This window comes from Kutzneria buriramensis, assembly GCF_003387475.1.
GTDB classification, from domain to species: domain Bacteria; phylum Actinomycetota; class Actinomycetes; order Mycobacteriales; family Pseudonocardiaceae; genus Kutzneria; species Kutzneria buriramensis.
Genome location: NZ_QUNO01000006.1, coordinates 156,900 through 173,758 on the forward strand (window position 1 = coordinate 156,900; position 16,859 = coordinate 173,758).

A 16,859-nucleotide genomic window follows, 5' to 3' on the forward strand; every position below is an offset into this window, starting at 1 on the left:
CCATCGCCGATGTCGCGCTCACCTCGGCCAGCTCCTCAACTTGCCAGACTCTCCGGCCGCGCCGCTGGACCCGCCAGCCCCGACGTCAACCGCCCGATGCCGTGTTCGAGCCCCTGGCCCGGACACTGCTGCCCGACGCGGTCATCGTCGCCGAATCGCCAACCGCCCCTCTGTGTCATCTGGGGCACGCTGCCATGGGAGATCAGTCCCGCGAGCGCCGCCACCCACGGCCCCTGCACCTGTCAAGATCCGGCCGGCGACGCATGCCCGGGAATAGCGCCGCGAGCCAGGACGTTCGGGTCCACATGCCGAAAGCGTTCACCGAGGCCGAACGTCAGCAGTTCCTCGCGGGAAAGCACGTCGCCGTGCTGTCGGTTGCCGCCGACGGCCGCCCGCCGGCCAGCGTCCCGATCTGGTACGACTACACCCCAGGAGGGAACATCCGGGTCAACACGGGCGTCTCGCGGCGCAAGGCCAAGCTCATCGAGCGGGCCGGCGCGGTGACCCTTGTGGTTCAGCGCGAAGAGTTGCCCTACCAGTACGTGGTCGTCGAGGGCACCGTCGTCGAGGCCACCACGCCGTCACCGGCGGAGGCTCGGGAAGCTATCGCCATCCGTTATCTCGGCGAGGAAGGCGGACGCGAGTTCGCGCACCGCGTCGACGGTAGCGACAGTGTGTTGTTCACCGTCCGCCCCGACCGCTGGTTCACTGCCGACTTCTCCGCCGACTTGTAGTCCGGCCATGCCCGACCGTGAGCCACGGGGGGTACGGGGTTGAGGGGCATCAGCGGCAACACTGACCGCACGCTCATAGCTGCGAGCCTCCAGGCATCGCGAGGACAGCAGAGCGTCGAACACCTAGTCGACCGCAGTGCGAAAGTCGAGAGGTGATGTCGTGGACCGGCGTGATGGCCGTGGGGAGGACGACCAGCCCGTCCAGCACCACGCGGCTGCCGCTCACCCTGGTCAGCTGGATTGTATGGCCGCCAGGGGTGAACCCTGTGACGGACACCAGGGCCTGCTCGGCGGTGCGGGTCACCCGAGCCGGCTACGGACACCGCCTGGTTCAACGCGCCGTCCACATACACGTTGATGCTGCCCTCGTCGCTGTTCAGGCCCGGCGAGTCGGTCGAGGACCTGGTGTGGGACCTCGAACAGGGCTTCGCCCACCTCGCCGCCACCGTGCGGGAGGAGGTCCCGTCGGCATGACCGTTCCTGAGCGCTACCAGGATCCGCTCGAAATTCGGCGGGTCCTCGACACCGCGCGGACCGTCGCGATCGTGGGCCTGTCGAACAACCAGCTGCGCGCCGGAACAAAGGGAAGTTCGACCGCCGGCGAATAGGTCCCGGTGACCCGGGAGACGTCGGCATGGTTCACCCCTGCCGCGGTGACGGCCACGACGAGCCGCCCGTCGCCCGCCACGGGCTCGGTCACCGCGAGTGCCTCAGGGCCACCGAACGGCGTGACCTGTATCGCCCGCATGACATCGCACGATAGGCGCAGTCGGCCCGTACCACCCTGACGTCCATATTATGGGAGTTTCAGCCTTGTGGTCTGCGGCAAGAGGTAGACGTGAGGTTCCCGCATGGTGGTCAGGCGCTTCGATGGGCATGCCGTTGGGCTGTAACCGGGGCATGACTGCATCGCTCGATCTCGAGCACCTGCGGACGCTGGTCGCGATCGCCGAGTGCGGCGGCTTCGGCAAGGCAGCGGCGGCGCGGCACATCAGCCAGCCGGCGCTGAGCCAGCACGTGCGGCTGCTCGAACGGGGCCTCAAGCGCAAGCTGTTCGAGCGGGACGGGCGGCACATGCGCCTCACCCACGACGGCGAGCAGGTGCTGGCCGAGGCGCGGCGGATCATCGACGTCCACGACGCGGCGCTGACGCGCCTTGCGGCAGAGCCGGACAAGACGATCGTCGTCGGCTCGACCGAGCACAGCGCGGGCCAGATCCTGCCGGAGATGATTCGCGCGCTCAGGGCCGCGTTCCCCGACAGCGCCACCCGGTTCGAGATCGGTCGGTCCACCCAGCTGGCCGAGGCGGTCGGCAAGGGGACGGTCGACTTCGCGTTCGTGCTCGACCCCAGCGGCCGGGGAGCGGGACATCTGGTGGGGCAGCTGCCGCTGGTCTGGTACGCGGCGCGCGGATGGACGCCGCCGACGGATGGCCAAGCGTGGCCGCTGATCGCATTCGAGGAACCGTGCGGCCTGCGCGACCGGGCGCAGTCGACCCTCGTCGACGATGGGCTCCGCGTCGAAGTCGTGGCTCAGTCGACGACGCTGGAGGGCGTGCTGGCCGGCGTCCGCGCCGGTCTGGGCGTGGCCCTGTTGCCCAACGCGGGCGGGCGGGCGGAGGGACTGAGCGTCCAGGGCGAACTGCCCGACGCCGGCACGGTGCACCTCCGGATGGTCGTGCGCCGTGGCCTGGCGCCGGCGGTCGAGCAGACCGCGCTCGCGGGCGGCACCGAGTTCTTCACCCAGCGACCCCACCTGCATCTGGTGCGGGGCGCGTGAGGTCGATAAGGCCGGGCTATCGAAATCGATCGCGCACTTGTCTTGGACGTGGCCAGCACGGCCGCCATACGTTCCCAGCGCGGCACCCGGCACCACAGACAGGGGATCGGAACCGTCATGACCAGCGCGCCCTCCTTCGACCAGGCGATCCCGGCGACCGCCGCGCGGAAGGTCGAGTTCATCAGCCTGTCGCACCTCAACCCGTCGACGGAACTGAACCCGGTCCCGACCAGGGGCATCGACGTGGCGTACTTCCGCACCTACGTCCAGGCGCTGGAAGAAGGCGGGTTCGACTACACGCTGCTGCCCTACGGGGCGGCGGGCGCGGACTCGTTCGTGGTCGCCTCGGCGGTCGGCCAGCTCACCGAGCGGATCAAGCCGATCGTCGCGCTCCGGCGCTGTTGAGCTCCTGGCCGGGCGCGGCCACCGGCGTGAACGAGCTGGCCTTGCCGCCGAGCTGCCACAGGATCCGGCCGTCCCAGCGGGAGATCTCGTAGCTGGCCCAGGTCAGGAGATCGTAACGACCCCGTCGACGCCAACGGCACCGCGGCCGGAGTCACACCTGGCTGCACCCCGCCGGCCAAGGGGTGCACAACCTACGGCCACGACGCGTACGGCAACGTCCCGCGGACCACTGACCCCCTCAACCACACAGCGACCGCAAGCTTCGACGCCGACGCCGACGCCGACGCCGACGCCGACGCCGACGGCGACAAGACGTCGACACCGACGCCAACAACCACTCCGTCACCACCACGTACGTCCCGGCCGGCCGGGCCATCAAGGTGACCCACGCCGACAGCACGACTCAGATCAGCGACTACAACCCCGACGGCACCCTGGCCGACACCATCGACGGCCTGGGCGCCAAGACCAGCTACGGCTACACCGGCAACTCGATGTGGACCTACGACACGTTCGGCGAAACGACGGCGCAGACGCAGGGATCCGGTGCATCGGTCGGATACGGGTACGACAACGGCGGCAACCTGACGTCGATCACCTATCCCGGCCAGACACCGCCGGTGCAGCGCGGCTACGACGACGCCGAACGGCTGCACTCGGTCACGGTCTGGAACAACAATCAGACCGTCTTCGGCTACGACGCCGACAGCCAGGTGCGTGCCACGCAGTACCCCAACGGGACCACGGTCATATCTCTCGTCTGGCGGTGTCGGGCTGATGTGTGATCGAGGCCGCGCCGGACTCGGACGTCGCCGCTCAGGGAATGAAGGTCACCTCCGGGTACCGACGGGATGGACCGTCCAGCAGGTGGCCCTGGTGTCGAAGCTGCAGGTCGAAGAATGCCAGCGGATAGGCCCGCTGCACCGCCTCGACGCGTTCCGGCCGGGGCGTGCCGATCTGCTTGTCGATCTCGTCCTGGGACCAGCCGAGCAGCGGCGCGATCTGCGGCACGATCAGCTCCTCGTCCCCATAGGAGACGTGTGCCGCGCCGGGAAGTCCGGTGTTGAGCCGCCAACCACGCAGGTTCGACCAGAACGTCTGCTGGTCGGCCAGCAGCTTTCGGCTGGTACGGTTGGCGTCCATCAACATGAACGGCCGATCAAGCCCGCCGGTGACCACCGGACCGAACATCGGACCGTCCATGCTGAGGCCAGCCCTGATCCGCCGATCCTCGAACATGGTGTTGGCGGTGGCGCTGCCGCCGGCGGACTCGCCGAACGTGCCGATGCGGCACAGATCCAGCGCACCACGGAGGCCGTCGGGCAGTCGGCGGCGTTCGGCGTCGGGGTTGCCTCCGGTGTTGAGCAGCCGCAGTTGGTCGAGCACGAACCGGACGTCAGCCACCCGCGTCCGCGCCGGATCAGCCTCCACACCGTCGGGCAACCCCCGCACCACGTGGCCGTCGGGGAACTCCACCACCTCCGCGTCGTAGGTGTGGTCGATCGTGACCACCAGATAACCCCGACTCGCCAGCTCCTCCACCACCACCGTGCTCGCCGACCGGACGGAGCCGTGGCCGGGCGAGTACACCACGATCGGCAGCCGGCCCTCGTGCCGGTCGACCGGAGCGCCCTCGTGGCCGTGGGTCAGCGGAACTCGGACCTGACCAGGGGTGAGCCCGTTGTCGGCGAGAAACCGGGCCGCCGCCCCCGCCGGAAGCCAGGGCACCACCGGATACCCTCCGATACGGCCGGTCGGGTACCACAGGCTGATCATCAGTTCCCGCGGCGCGTTCCGGGCGGCCGTCGGGTCATGCCGGGACGGGTCAACGAGATGCAGAGACACCGTGCCGACCGAATGGGGTCCGGTGGGCGGCGGCAGGGTGAGCTGGAGTGGCCCCGCCGCCGGGGTGGCGTTGGCCGCGTGGATGGATCCCACCACGCACAACGCGCCGATGCCCAGGGCCGCGAGGCGTCCCATGCGGCTTGCTTTCACACGCTCTCCTCGGGTTGTGATTGTTGCTGTCATTGGCCTTTGGGGTCGCGGCCACCGAAGTGCCAAGCCCGGGCTCAGACGTCGTGGTGGGTCAGGCGCCAGGCCGCCGCCGTGACGCTGACGGTGAGGTAGGTCAGGCAGACGACCAGGGCGAATCCCGCGGTCGGCCAGTCGGGGTCGTGGAACGTTGTCCACGTCAGGCCTTCTGCTGCCGCGGCCGGAGCCCAATGGATCAAGGCCGTGGAGCCGTCGGGGGAGATCGCCTTGAACACCATGGTGGACAGGAACAGCAGGCCGGTGGTGAGTGCGATCGCGCCCGCGGTGTGCCGGAGCAGGGTGCCGATCGCGGCGCCGAGGATCGTGACTGTGCCCAGGTAGAAACCCTGGCCCAGCACCGCGCGCAGGACGTTCGGGTCGCCGAGTGTGACGTCCAGGTGCTTGCCCGCCAGCACGCACTGCCCGGCGAAGAAGGCGGCGAACGCCAGCGCCTCCCCGACCACCAGCGCCACGGCGCCGAGGACGAGCAGCTTCGCCGCGAGCACCTGGCCGCGCCGGGGCGCCGCGGCGAAGGTCGAGCGAATTGTGCCCGTGCCGTATTCCGTGGTGACGGCCAGGATGCCGAGCAGCCCGAAAGCCAGCTGTGCCACCTGGAATCCGGTGAGCGTCGTGAACACGGGATCGAACTCGGCGCGGGCGCGAGCTGCCCAGCCGTCCCATGCGCCGACTGTCGAGCGGGCCTGGAACACCGCGATCCCGATGGTGGCGACCGTCGCGACGGCGAGGATCAACGGTGTCGACCGGACCGAGCGCAGTTTGGTCCACTCGGCGGCGACCAGGCTGGTCGGGAACAGGGTCATCGGGCGTCCTCCCGGTGTGGCTCGGCGCGGTACTGGAGTTCGGGATCGGTGATGCGGCGGAAGACTTCCTCGAGCGACGGCGCGCGCGGAGTCAGTTCGACAAGCGCGATGCCGTGCGTGGCGGCCACCGCAGCGATCTCGCCCGGGTCGAGACCTGTCACCGCCAGGCCCTGGCCGGGTTCCGGCGCCACCGTGGCCCCGCGAGCGGTGAGCAGCGCGGCGAGCGGCGTGTCACCGGCGGCGCGCACCAGCACGTCGCCGCAGCCCGAGCGGACCAACTCCGCCATGCCGGAGTCCGACAGCAGCCGGCCGCGGGCGAGGATGAGCACGTGGTCGGCGGTCAGCTGCATCTCGCTCATCAGGTGGCTGGAGATCAGCACCGTGCGGCCCTCGGCGGCCAGCGACCGGATCAGCCCGCGGATCCAGTGCACGCCGTCGGGGTCAAGGCCGTTGACCGGCTCGTCGAAGATCAGGATCTGCGGGTCGCCGAGCAGGGCCGCGGCGATCCCGAGCCGCTGCTTCATCCCGAGCGAGAACCCGCCGACACGCCGATGCCCCACCTCGGCCAGGCCGGTCAGGCGCAGCACCTCGGCAACCCGGCCGTGCGGGATGTCGTTGGTCTGCGCGAGCCAGCGCAGGTGATCGCGGGCGCGGCGGCCGCCGTGGACGGCGTTCGCGTCGAGCAGCGCGCCGACCTGCCGCAACGGCCGGTCCAGCCCGCGGTAAGGCCGCCCGTCGACCCGCACGCGGCCGTGTGTCGGCGAGTCCAGGCCGAGGATCAGCCGGATGGCGGTGGATTTGCCCGCACCGTTGGGTCCGAGGAATCCAGTCACCCGCCCGGGCAGGATGCGGAAGGTCAGCTGGTCCACCGCGCGGCGGCGGCCGTAGGTCTTGGTCAGCTCGTCGGCTTCGATCATCGGCACTCCCTTTCTGGCCGCTCCACCGTGCCGGGACGGCGGGGGAGCCGTCATCGCCGCACGGGCAGGCACCCTGCGGCCTATACCCGTGGGCATACGTCCGGAGAGTGATGCGCGCGGCGGTGACGCCCGACTACGGTCGGGCGATGGGGATGGACGTGCGCCCGCCGCTGCTGCGGCGGCTGCGGCCGGGACACTGGTTCGCGCTGGACTGCGTCGCGGCCGTCGCGGTCGCGCTGGTGTGGGGCGGCACGCTACTCGGCGGGCACAGCGACGCGGCGCCGGCGTCGCGGTGGGTCGGTCTGCTCGGCGCCACTCTCCTTGCCGTGCCGCTCCTGCTGCGCCGACGGTGGCCGTGGGTGGCGTTCGGGCTGGGTATCCCGGCGTTCGGCATGTCGCTGGCGACGTCGGTGGTGCCGGTGGTGCCGTTCGCTTCCGTGCCGATGGCGCTGGTCGCGTATTCGGTCGCGGCGCGGGGTTCCCGCCGCGCGTACGCGGCGCTCGCGGCGATCCTGGTCGCGGTCGCCGCCGCAACCGTCTGGAATGGACAGTGGGTGACGGTGCTGCTCCCGGGTGCCGTCGTGGTGATCGGGTGGGGTGCGGGGTCGTTGCGGGCGCAGTATCGCGGGTACGCGGAAGCCCTTGCGACGCAGCGGGAACGCGAAGCCGACGCGCTGGTCGCCGACGAGCGCCTGCGCATCGCGCGGGAACTGCACGACGTCGTCGCACACAGCATGAGCGTGATCACCGTCCAGGCCGACATGGGCCGGCTGGTGTTCGACCGCAAGCCCGCCGCCGCGGCCGCCGCGCTCGGCGTCATCGAGACCACCGGCCGCGATGCGCTGACGGAGCTGCGCCGGATGCTGGGTGTGTTGCGGGACACCGACTCGCGGGGCGTGCTCGGACCGGCGCCGGGCCTGGCCGGGCTGGACGGCCTGGTCGCGCGCACGGCGGCCGCCGGAGTCAACGTCGACGTGGTCGTGCGCGGCATGCCACGGCCGCTGCCCGCGGGGGTCGACGTCTCGGCATACCGGATCGTGCAGGAAGCCCTGACGAACGTGGTCAAGCATGCTGGGACCCCGACGTGCCGCGTCACGATCGCCTACGGGCAGGACGCAGTGCTGCTGACGGTCACTGACGACGGCCGTGGCGGGCCGCCCGGCCCAGGCGGGCATGGGCTGGTCGGGATGCGCGAGCGGGCCGCGCTCTGCGCCGGCGAGCTGCGCGCCGGCCCGGTGCCCGGCGGGTTCGAGGTCGCCGCGCGGCTGCCGGACGGGGACCGCTGGTGATCCGGGTGCTCATCGCCGACGACCAAGCCCTCGTCCGGGCCGGGTTCCGCGAGATCGTCGGCTCGGCCGACGATCTCGATGTCGTCGGGGAGGCCGCGAACGGCGTGGAGGCGGTCCGGCTGGCGGCAGTGCACCGGCCCGACGTCGTCGTGATGGACATCCGGATGCCGGAGCTGGACGGCATCGAGGCGACCCGGCGGATCACCGCGGAGCTGACCGGGGTGCGGGTGCTCGTGCTGACCACGTTCGACCTGGACGAGTACGTGTTCGAGGCCCTGCGCGCCGGTGCGAGCGGCTTTCTGCTCAAGGACACCCCGTCGGCCGAGCTGCTGGCGGCGATCCGGGTGGTCGCGGCCGGAGATGCGCTACTCGCTCCTGGCGTGACGCGCCGGCTCATCGCGGAATTCGCGGCCCGGCCGGTCGGGCCGTCCCCGCGCGCGGACCTGCCCACCACGATCACCGCGCGGGAACGGGAAGTCCTCGCCCTGGTCGCGGCCGGGTTGTCCAACGCCGAGATCGGGCTACGGCTGCACATCACCGCCGGGACCGCGAAAACCCACGTCGGGCACCTCATGCTCAAACTGGCCGCGCGCGACCGTGTGCACCTGGTGATCCTCGCCTACCGGGCCGGGCTCGCCGCGATGTGAACGAGGAATGGACGAAAATTCCCATGGTTCGCGCCCGTGGTTTGCCGACGACGGCGGGCGGGCAGCCAGCGCTCGTGCGGAAGAGTCTGCTCACTCTGGTGTGCCTGCTGCTCGCTGGTTGCTCCGGCCAGGCTGTGATCTCCCCGATCGGAGCGCAACCTGCCGGTGTGAACACCCGGCACACCGCGGAACTGGACGTGGTCGGTGGTGCGAGCTCGGTGCTCGTGCGCTCGGCGAACCTGGGTACCGCGTTGTACCGGACCCAGGATCCGGCCCAGGTCGAGGTCCAGGGCGACGTGGTACGGGTGTCGGTGCGGTCGGCCGGACCGGGGAACGTGGTCATCGACCTGAACTCTGTTGTGGTGTGGCGGATCGCGTTGGACGGCGGGGCCAATGAGGAGAACGTCGACCTGTCCGGTGGACGGCTCGCCGAACTCGACTTGCATGCCGGGGCCGGCCGGATCACCGCGGTGCTGCCACCGCCGCGGGAGACCGTGCCGGTGCGGATGACCGGCGGCGCGTCCAGCTTCGAGGTCCGGCTGCCCAGTCGGGTCGAGGCGCGGGTGCTGTTCGCCGGCGGTGCCGGGGAGGCCACCATCGACGGCACGGTCCACACAGGCATCGCGGGCTCGACCGCGCTGGCCACGCCGGGTTGGAACACTGCGGCCAACCGGTACTCGGTGGAGAACGCGGCTGGCCTCTCGTCGTTCACCCTGGGCCGGAGTTGACCCGCTGCGGTCTCACCACTCGGGTAGCGGTCTCGCGGTTGAACATCCACCGAGAGCGGTTGGCGGATCACGCACCGTGCAGAGAAACTCGCCTGCTTCCAGAATGATCCCAGTTCCGTGTTGGGGGCGCAGCGCACGTCTGTACTGTTCGTCCACGCACGCGGCCGGGAACTTCGCTGGAGGATGTCGCACGTGGCCACACCGGAGACGCAACGGCTGGTAGCCGGGAGATACGCACTGCTGGCGGAGCTGGGCCGCGGTGGCATGGGGGTGGTGTGGCGCGCCGAGGACCGGGTGATCGGACGGCAGGTCGCGGTGAAGGAGCTGCGGCTGCCCGACGGCCTGAACGGCGAACGCCGCGAGGTGCTGGAGGAACGGGTCCTGAGAGAGGCCCGCAGCGCCGGCCGGCTCAACGACCCGACGGTGGTCACGGTGTTCGACGTGGTGGCCGACAACGGCAGCCTGTTCCTGGTGATGGAGCTGGTCGAGGCCCCGACGCTGACGCAGTGGGTGAACGCGAACGGCCCAATGCCGCCGGCTATGGCGGCGGCGCTGGGCACGCAGGTGCTCGCGGCGCTGGAGAGTGCGCACGCGGCCGGCATCGTGCACCGCGACGTGAAGCCCGGCAATATCATGGTGTTGCCCTCGGGTCGCGTGAAGCTGGCAGACTTCGGCATCGCGCGGATCGACGACGATCCCCGGCTGACCAGCACCGGTGCGGTCGTCGGATCACCGGGTTACCTTGCGCCCGAACGGATTCAGTACGCCGTGGCGTCGCCGGCGACCGACCTCTGGGCGCTCGGTGCGACGCTGTTCTTCGCGGTGGAGGGCTACGCCGCGTTCGAACGTCCCACCACCGCCGCCACCCTGTACGCGGTGGCGAACGAGGTGCCGTACCTCAGTCGCTGCCGCGGGCCGCTGGCCTCGGCGGTGATGGGCCTGCTGATCGCCACGCCGGACGCGCGGCTGTCCGCCGCGCAGGCGATGCACCTATTGGGACTGGCCAGCAGCCAGGTCCAGGCGGGTCCCACCACCCAAGTGGTTACCAAGCAGGCTCAGGTGCCGGGCAGGCGGTTCACGCGGACGGCGGTGCTGGTCGGCTCGGCGGTGTTGCTGGCCGCCGTGTGCTTTGGTGGCGGGTGGCTGACCGGTCGGTTCGGCGTCACGGCGACGGCCGTCAGCTCTCCGGCCCTGCAGACGACGTGGACCTACGGCACGGGCGGCCAGATTCCCCAGTTCAAGCTGTACACGGGCAGCTGTGCCGGCGGCAGCCTGCAGACCGGCCGGGCCTACACTGCGGCGATCTCGTGCGACCAGCCGCACGACATCGAGGTCTTCGGCAGCAACACGGAGTTGGACGCCAACTACAAGGGCGGCTACCCGGGTCAGGAGGTGCTGGCCCGGGATGCCGAGGGGTTCTGCGGGTTGCTGTTCGCCAGCGCCAAGATCGCGCCGGTGGACAAGGACAGCTCGCTGCGGTTCCGTGCGTTGGTGCCCGACCAGCAAGCGTGGGACCACAAGAAGACCGAGGCCGAGCCCGAGGACGGCGCTCGCGACGTGTTCTGCGTGGTCTCCTCCGCCGACGGCACTCAGCTGAGGAACACCGTCATCGCCAAGCCGTCCTGACCGGTCAGCAGCCCGGCACGACCTGGTAGTAGCCAGGCGGCGCTCGGACTGGCTCGTCACCATGGCAACGTTCCACAGCCCCATGGCGTCGTTGGAACCTGTGGGGCTCGGTAAGTCATCGCTGCAGGTGGCAGTTGGGAACCTGACCTTCCGGTAGTGGCTGGGGCGCTGCCCGGATGATCGTCTCGCTGTTGTACCGAGCAACGCGTGCACTGCTGTCCGTGCCGGTCGTGTTGCTGCGGTGGGAACCGCCAAAGGCGCCGAACTGCTCGTGCTGCGGCACGAGAACGCAGTCCTGCGACGACAGCTCGTGAGAACCCGGGGTGGGGGCGCCGCAGAATCCAGGGGGGAGCTGGCCCTGCTATGGCACCGGATCGCGCGTCCACGGTCTGGAAGATCCTGAATGCAGCCGGCATCGACCCGGCACCGCTCCGCACTGGCCCCACTTGGCGCGAATTCCTCACCCGCCCAGGCCGAAGGATCATTGCCGCAGACTTCTTCCGCCTGGACACGATCGCCGGCAATCGGCTGTTCGCACTGGCGTCCTCGAGCATCGAACACGGAAGCTCTACGTCATCGGCCTCACGGCACATCCGACCGCGCAGTCGACGCTGTCTTCGGGGCCGAGGAAATGAAGGTGCTGCTCAGCGCACCCCAGGCGCCGCGCATGAATGCCCACTGCGAGCGGGCTACCGGCACCATCGGCGCCCGTCCTCGGCCGTGAACTCATAGTGAAGGCGCATCACCGATGAGCGTGTTTCCCCGCCGCTCGGCGCGTTGACTTCCGCGTACGGCGGCCGGCCGGCGGCCCAGCGGCTGCGCCGCGCAGTCAACGGCCACTTGATGACCAAGCTCAGGCGAGGGCGGAGGCCAGCAGGACGAAGGCGGCGATGAGGACGGCGACGCGGACGTAGTGGTAGCGGTCCCAGCGGTTCATCTGCTCCTTCCAGTCCTCGGGCCGGTTCTCGGGGGTCCACGTCTTGCCCCGGTTGTTGATCGGGACGAGCAGCAGCACCGACATGATCACGCTCACGATCAGCAGCGCGGCGGCGATGACGACGAGGACGGCGCCGGGGCGATGCCATCCGGCGACGGCCCAAACCGCGCTCAGGACGAGCGAGCCGATGTACCAGAACGGCATGAGGGCTCCGAGCATCCGGCCCCCGTGGGCGCGGCCGAGTTGATCACTGTCGGCGGGGAGTGCGTTGAAGATCCGGTTGAGAACGAAGGCGACGGAGAACTCCACCCCAACCATCACGCCGACGACCACGATCGTGATGACCTCGAGCGTGCTGAGCATGGTGCCCCTCCAGAAACCTAGCGCTGCTAGCCGGTGAGGCAACGCTAGTACTAGCGGCGCTCGATTGTCTAGCGGTGCTAGATTGAGCTGATGTCGGCACCGGAACGTGGTGCTGGCGGTGGCCGTCACAGCCGGTCCTCCTGGCTGTGCTGCCTGGGCCGACGCTGCTCCTGGTGATGTCAACCACGACTTGACCTGTGGAGGTAGAGCTTCGGTGGGTGGGACGGGTGACGTCGCAGCCGTCCCATCCGTCACACGGCCAGGTTCGAGGACCCACAGGCGCCGATGAGCTCCTTCAGCGCCCGGCGCGCGATGTCGGTGAGCTGTTCGTCGGTGAGGTCTCCGGAATCGTGGCCTCGTCGAGCAGATCGACGTATGACGCGGCAGCGGGGTTGACGCGTCGGCATGCTCGCGTTTGAGCGGCCAGGGGTACCACGCATGCCCCGAAGCGGCGGACAGAGCAAGGGAATGCGGCCATGTCGAGCAGACCCGCACTGTTCCATGTACCTAGTGTCCTTTTTGGAAAACAATTTCCAGGCGTAACGTAAGGATGCTTCAACGACGTCGGGATCCCAACAGCGTTGCACTCGCGGCCCGGCGTTGTGACCCACCGCCGGAGGCGCCGGACTCGCCTTCAGTTGGCCGTGGCGAGGGGCCTGTGGCGGTCTCTGACTGCTGTGTGGGAGAGGACGCTGCGATGAACACGTCGAGTTGGCTGCCGCGCGCTGCGCTGCTCGCGCCAGCATTGCTGCTCGGGAGCTCGATGGCCTCGGGCGCCGGGATCCCGAGCCACCCGGCCAATGCCCAGGCGGTCCGTCCCGCCGCCTGTCCGGCGCCGGTGGCGTTCGGCTCGCTGCCGACGTTCGCTCACATCAACGGAGCCGACGACATCACCGTGGGGCAGGACGGCAACGTCTGGATCACCAACGTGACCGGCAACCAGGTCACCGAGCTGAACGCGCAGGGCCGTCTCGTCAAGACCTTCGCCGACGCGCGGAATCCGGAGGGCGTCATCCAACTCCCCGCCGGCCAGTTCGCACTCGCGGAGCAACGCTCGGATCGGGTGGTCGTCTTCGATCCGGTGAGGAACACGAAACAGGTGTGGGTCCAGCTGACGGCGAACGGCAACCTGGGCGTCGATGGCCTGGGGCTCGAGCCCGGCATGCTCCTGCTCCCGGACGCCGCCCAGGGCAGGCTGGACACGGTGCCGCTGCCGCCGTTCAGCGGCGGGCCGAAAGTGGTGGCCAGCAACCTCGGGCGTCCGGTCGCCGCGGCGCCTGTCGGTGACGGCACGATCCTGGTCGCCGTCGAAAACCGGCCCGGCCTCGACCGGGTCAACCCGAACACCGGGCAGGTCACGGCGATCGGCAGCTTCGGCTCGCTCGACGAAGTCCTTGTCAGGAACGGGATCGCCTACGTGGCCGACCTCAGTACCGGCCAGCTGGACGCGGTGAACCTCGCCAGCGGTGCCGTCAGCGTGCTGGTGACCGGCGCCGGGGCGCCGCAAGGCCTGACCTTCCGGCCCGACGGCCACCTGCTCCTCGTCGACGAGAACTCGGGGAACGTCGCTGTCGCGACGGCCTGCGCCTGACCAAGTCAACGTCTCACATCGCTTCTCGACGGTGACCGGCGCGGACCTGATCCTGCTCCTCGACAAGGGGAAGCTCAGTCGCGCGCCGGACTGGGTGACCGTGGCGTTCCACGAGTTGGCGACGGTCTGGCTGCCGGGGAACCTGCCGTTGACGGTCCAGGAGTTGATCGGCGCCGTCCCGCTGTTGGTGACGGTGACACTGGCCTGGAAACAGCCGGGCCAACTGCTGGTGGTCGACTCGCTCGCGGTGCCCCCACCGGGCGGCGTCGTGGTGGACGAGGACGGGGGAGTGGTCGTCGTGGTGCCACCGCCACCATTGCCGGTCGTGTAGCTGACCTGTAGGCCGCGGCGCACTGCGTGCCGCAGGACGCCGGCAGTGAGAACGTGTACACCCGCCCGCCGTTGATCAGCGTGTCGTTCGCGTCCAGCACGCGGATCTGGAACTGGGTGCCACTCGCGGTCGTGGGGGACAGAATGTACGGGTCACTGGCTATCCGGCTTGCGGGCCTGGGGAGTGTGCTGGGCGGCGCGGCCGGTGCCGGCATGATCAGTTGGTGTTCGGCCGGCCGAAGGTTACGGTGACGTTCTTGAAACCCAGTGACTCCAGCAGGCTGACCAGCATGGCCTTGGTGTTGCGTTCGGCGTCGGCGGTCAGCTCGCTCTTGCCGGCTGCCTGTTGGATGTCGCGCTGTGCCAGTTCGTAGAGCGCCTGCTGGGAGTTCGGGTTGCCGTTGAGGAAGTCGTTGATCCTGGTGAACAGTCCCTGCTGCTGCGCGTAGACGTAGGACTGTTTGACGTCCAGTGCCGCTGGCGCCAACTGGGCGTGGTCCAGTGCGATCGTGGCGGACAGCCGGTCGTCGGACACGTGGACGGCGTTGCCCGTCAGGTGCGAGAAGTCGACGTATGCGTTCACGGTGCCGACACCGACGAACATGGTGTCGCTGCCCTCGAGGAAGCTGGGCAGGAACGAGTTGCCCGACGAGATGTCCACGACCACCTGGAAGGTGCCGCTGGCGGCCTCGTACCGGGACATCTGAACGATCGACTGGAGCAGAACGGGCCCGGACCGCTCCTGCGTCGTGTCCGCGAATGGATTGCGCAATTGGGGTAACAGTTGTACCGCCGACCCGACCAACACGGCCCCCAACAGGACGATCGCGGCGACAATCGCGGCGACGGCCCGTTTGTGCCAGGTCCCCATGCGCACTTGACTCCCTCGCTGCCAGTACCGTGCTGTCCACGGTTTGATGACGCGGGCGTACGGATATTCATCGTAGGGGAAACACGGGGAGGTGCAGTGCGTAGATCGATCTGGCTGTGGTTGCTGCTGGCTGTCCTCGTGGTGCTGTTGCTCGGCCTGCTGTTCGGCGGCTACCGCAAGGGTGCCGTGGTCAACGCGCCGAGTCCAACCTCCCCGGTGCCATCGCACACTGTCGTCTACGAATAGGGTGAGAGGGCGGACTCATGCGGCGTCGGGCCGGCCTCGACCGCGCGGCTGACCATCAGGATTGACCGCGTCCCGGCCGTGGTACTCGCAGTCGTGCGCCTCTTGGACGTGCTCGACAACCAGCTCGGTGACGGGTTGGAAGCGGTGCTCACCGCCCACCACGTGCGGCGGTTGCGGTGGCTGGGCTGGGGCGATGTGCTGCCGGCGACCGACGACGAGGGCTTCACGCCGCATCGCGACCGCCGCATGGGCAACCGGGCCACTGTGCTGATCGACGGCGAGAAGGCGCTGGCGTCGATGGCGGCGGCGATCCAGGCCGCCCGACGCCAGGTGCACATCGCGGGCTGGCATTCGAGCCCGGAGTTCCGGCTCACCCGGGAACCCGGCGCGCCGACGCTGCGGGATCTGCTCGCCACGACGGCCGAGCGCGCGGCGGTCCGGCTGCTGTTGTGGGCGGGGCCGCCGCTGCCGGTGTTCCAACCCACCAGGCGCAGCGTGCGTCGTGGCTGCGCCGAGTTCACCCGGGACAGCAAGGTCCGCTGCGTCCTCGACACCCGCGAGCGGACGTTGCACTGCCACCACGAGAAGATCGTGATCATCGACGACGAGCTGGCCTTCGTCGGCGGCGTGGACTTCACCGCGTTGCAGGGGGATCGGCACGACAGCCCCCGTCATCCCGCCGACCGGCCGATCGGCTGGCACGACGTGATGATGCGGATCGAGGGCCCGATCGTCGCCGACGTGGCCGAGCACTTCCGGCAACGGTGGACCGAGGCCGCGGGCGAAGGTCTGCCGACGCCGGTGACGCCGCCGGAGGTGGGCCGGTCGACCGTCCAGTTCGTGCGGACGCTGCCGGAGAAGACCTACGACTTCGCGCCACGCGGCGAGTTCACCATCCTCGACGCCTACCTGCGCGCGCTGCGCTCGGCCGAACGCCTGGTATATCTGGAGAACCAGTTCCTGTGGTCGCCGGAGATCGCCGACGTGCTGATCGACAAGCTGCGGCGGCCGCCGTCTGAGGACTTCCGTGTCGTGCTCGTGCTACCTCGCAAACCCAGCAACGGCGCCGACACCACCCGCGGTCAGCTCGGCCGGCTGATCGAGGCTGACAACGGGGGCCGTCGACTGCTGGCGGTCACGCTCACCGCACACGACGGTGCCAACTCCGTGCCCATCTACCTGCACGCGAAGCTCGGCATCGTCGACGACCGGTGGATGACCGTCGGATCGGCCAATCTCAACGAGCACTCGCTGTTCAACGACACCGAGGCCAACCTGGTGACCGACGACGGCGAGTTGATCCGCGACACCCGTCTTCGCCTGTGGTCGGAGCACCTGCAACGACCGTTGTCCCAAGTGGACGGTGAGCCGGCGACGGTGGTGGACCGGCTGTGGCGCCCGCTGGCCAAACACCGCAGCCGGCACCGGCTCACCCTGCTGCCGAACGTCTCGCGACGAGCCGGGCGACTGCAAGGCCCTCTTCGAGGACTCCTGGTCGACGGATGAGGTCCTCTGCGCTCCACAGCGGACCTCAGCGCGCCCGT

The 16,859-nt window shown here is 69.6% G+C and carries 17 protein-coding genes and 1 pseudogene; 11 read left to right on the forward strand and 7 right to left on the reverse strand.

The window, feature by feature from the left end:
• Nucleotides 1-101: 101 nt before the first annotated feature.
• Entirely contained in the window at nt 102-734 is a 633-nt protein-coding gene (locus tag BCF44_RS18755; RefSeq protein WP_246015253.1) for a pyridoxamine 5'-phosphate oxidase family protein, read from the forward strand.
• Nucleotides 735-1,221: 487 nt separating this feature from the next.
• Here BCF44_RS18755 and BCF44_RS55525 read toward each other — a convergent pair whose 3' ends face one another.
• Complete coding sequence (locus BCF44_RS55525; protein ID WP_170217603.1) at nt 1,222-1,482, reverse strand: hypothetical protein; 261 nt, start codon at nt 1,480-1,482, stop codon at nt 1,222-1,224.
• A gap of 152 nt (nt 1,483-1,634) precedes the next feature.
• On the opposite strand from BCF44_RS55525, the gene BCF44_RS18765 reads away from it, so the two are divergent.
• The 3 genes from BCF44_RS18765 (at nt 1,635) to BCF44_RS18775 (ending at nt 3,703) form a co-directional block, all read left to right on the forward strand.
• The gene (locus tag BCF44_RS18765) at nt 1,635-2,513 is read left to right on the forward strand and encodes a LysR family transcriptional regulator (RefSeq protein ID WP_116175629.1); all 879 of its coding nucleotides are present in this window, start codon (nt 1,635-1,637) and stop codon (nt 2,511-2,513) included.
• A gap of 117 nt (nt 2,514-2,630) precedes the next feature.
• Nucleotides 2,631-2,918, forward strand: coding sequence for an LLM class flavin-dependent oxidoreductase (locus BCF44_RS18770; protein WP_246015256.1), 288 nt, complete (start codon nt 2,631-2,633; stop codon nt 2,916-2,918).
• 380 nt (nt 2,919-3,298) lie between these two features.
• The gene (locus tag BCF44_RS18775; RefSeq protein WP_116175630.1) at nt 3,299-3,703 is read left to right on the forward strand and encodes an RHS repeat domain-containing protein; all 405 of its coding nucleotides are present in this window, start codon (nt 3,299-3,301) and stop codon (nt 3,701-3,703) included.
• Nucleotides 3,704-3,734: 31 nt separating this feature from the next.
• Here BCF44_RS18775 and BCF44_RS18780 read toward each other — a convergent pair whose 3' ends face one another.
• From BCF44_RS18780 to BCF44_RS18790, 3 genes are all read right to left on the reverse strand, one after another.
• Nucleotides 3,735-4,913, reverse strand: coding sequence for an alpha/beta hydrolase family protein (locus BCF44_RS18780; protein ID WP_211353095.1), 1,179 nt, complete (start codon nt 4,911-4,913; stop codon nt 3,735-3,737).
• Nucleotides 4,914-4,987: 74 nt separating this feature from the next.
• Nucleotides 4,988-5,770: an ABC transporter permease subunit gene (locus BCF44_RS18785; protein ID WP_116175632.1), complete on the reverse strand. Its 783-nt coding sequence runs from the start codon at nt 5,768-5,770 to the stop codon at nt 4,988-4,990.
• The gene (locus BCF44_RS18790; RefSeq protein ID WP_116175995.1) at nt 5,767-6,687 is read right to left on the reverse strand and encodes an ATP-binding cassette domain-containing protein; all 921 of its coding nucleotides are present in this window, start codon (nt 6,685-6,687) and stop codon (nt 5,767-5,769) included. The genes BCF44_RS18785 and BCF44_RS18790 overlap by 4 nt, the downstream gene beginning before the upstream one ends.
• Before the next feature lie 146 nt (nt 6,688-6,833).
• On the opposite strand from BCF44_RS18790, the gene BCF44_RS18795 reads away from it, so the two are divergent.
• From BCF44_RS18795 to BCF44_RS18810, 4 genes are all read left to right on the forward strand, one after another.
• The gene (locus tag BCF44_RS18795) at nt 6,834-7,976 is read left to right on the forward strand and encodes a sensor histidine kinase (RefSeq protein WP_170217604.1); all 1,143 of its coding nucleotides are present in this window, start codon (nt 6,834-6,836) and stop codon (nt 7,974-7,976) included.
• Nucleotides 7,973-8,623 carry a response regulator gene (locus BCF44_RS18800; RefSeq protein ID WP_116175634.1) on the forward strand — a complete coding sequence of 217 codons (651 nt, stop codon included), beginning with the start codon at nt 7,973-7,975 and terminating at the stop codon, nt 8,621-8,623. The genes BCF44_RS18795 and BCF44_RS18800 overlap by 4 nt, the downstream gene beginning before the upstream one ends.
• A gap of 167 nt (nt 8,624-8,790) precedes the next feature.
• A complete protein-coding gene (locus BCF44_RS18805) occupies nt 8,791-9,351 on the forward strand; it encodes a hypothetical protein (protein ID WP_147328536.1) in 561 nt (186 codons plus the stop codon).
• Between the two features lie 183 nt (nt 9,352-9,534).
• Nucleotides 9,535-10,977, forward strand: a complete 1,443-nt coding sequence (locus tag BCF44_RS18810) for a serine/threonine-protein kinase (protein WP_116175636.1) — start codon at nt 9,535-9,537, stop codon at nt 10,975-10,977.
• An 853-nt stretch (nt 10,978-11,830) separates the two neighbouring features.
• Here BCF44_RS18810 and BCF44_RS18820 read toward each other — a convergent pair.
• Nucleotides 11,831-12,277, reverse strand: a complete 447-nt coding sequence (locus BCF44_RS18820; RefSeq protein ID WP_116175637.1) for an anthrone oxygenase family protein — start codon at nt 12,275-12,277, stop codon at nt 11,831-11,833.
• Between the two features lie 697 nt (nt 12,278-12,974).
• On the opposite strand from BCF44_RS18820, the gene BCF44_RS57595 reads away from it, so the two are divergent.
• Nucleotides 12,975-13,868, forward strand: a complete 894-nt coding sequence (locus BCF44_RS57595; protein ID WP_246015260.1) for an NHL repeat-containing protein — start codon at nt 12,975-12,977, stop codon at nt 13,866-13,868.
• A 132-nt stretch (nt 13,869-14,000) separates the two neighbouring features.
• On the opposite strand, the pseudogene BCF44_RS59180 reads toward BCF44_RS57595, so the two are convergent.
• Nucleotides 14,001-14,222 (reverse strand): annotated as a pseudogene (locus BCF44_RS59180) (cellulose binding domain-containing protein); the annotation flags it as partial.
• Between the two features lie 193 nt (nt 14,223-14,415).
• Nucleotides 14,416-15,069, reverse strand: coding sequence for a DUF4230 domain-containing protein (locus tag BCF44_RS18830; protein WP_211353096.1), 654 nt, complete (start codon nt 15,067-15,069; stop codon nt 14,416-14,418).
• 96 nt (nt 15,070-15,165) lie between these two features.
• Here BCF44_RS18830 and BCF44_RS55530 point away from each other — a divergent pair, with 96 nt between their 5' ends.
• Together BCF44_RS55530 and BCF44_RS18835 are read left to right on the forward strand one after the other, a co-directional pair.
• Nucleotides 15,166-15,315, forward strand: a complete 150-nt coding sequence (locus tag BCF44_RS55530; protein WP_170217606.1) for a hypothetical protein — start codon at nt 15,166-15,168, stop codon at nt 15,313-15,315.
• Nucleotides 15,316-15,408: 93 nt separating this feature from the next.
• Entirely contained in the window at nt 15,409-16,821 is a 1,413-nt protein-coding gene (locus BCF44_RS18835) for a phospholipase D-like domain-containing protein (RefSeq protein WP_116175638.1), read from the forward strand.
• The last annotated feature ends 38 nt before the right edge of the window (nt 16,822-16,859 follow it).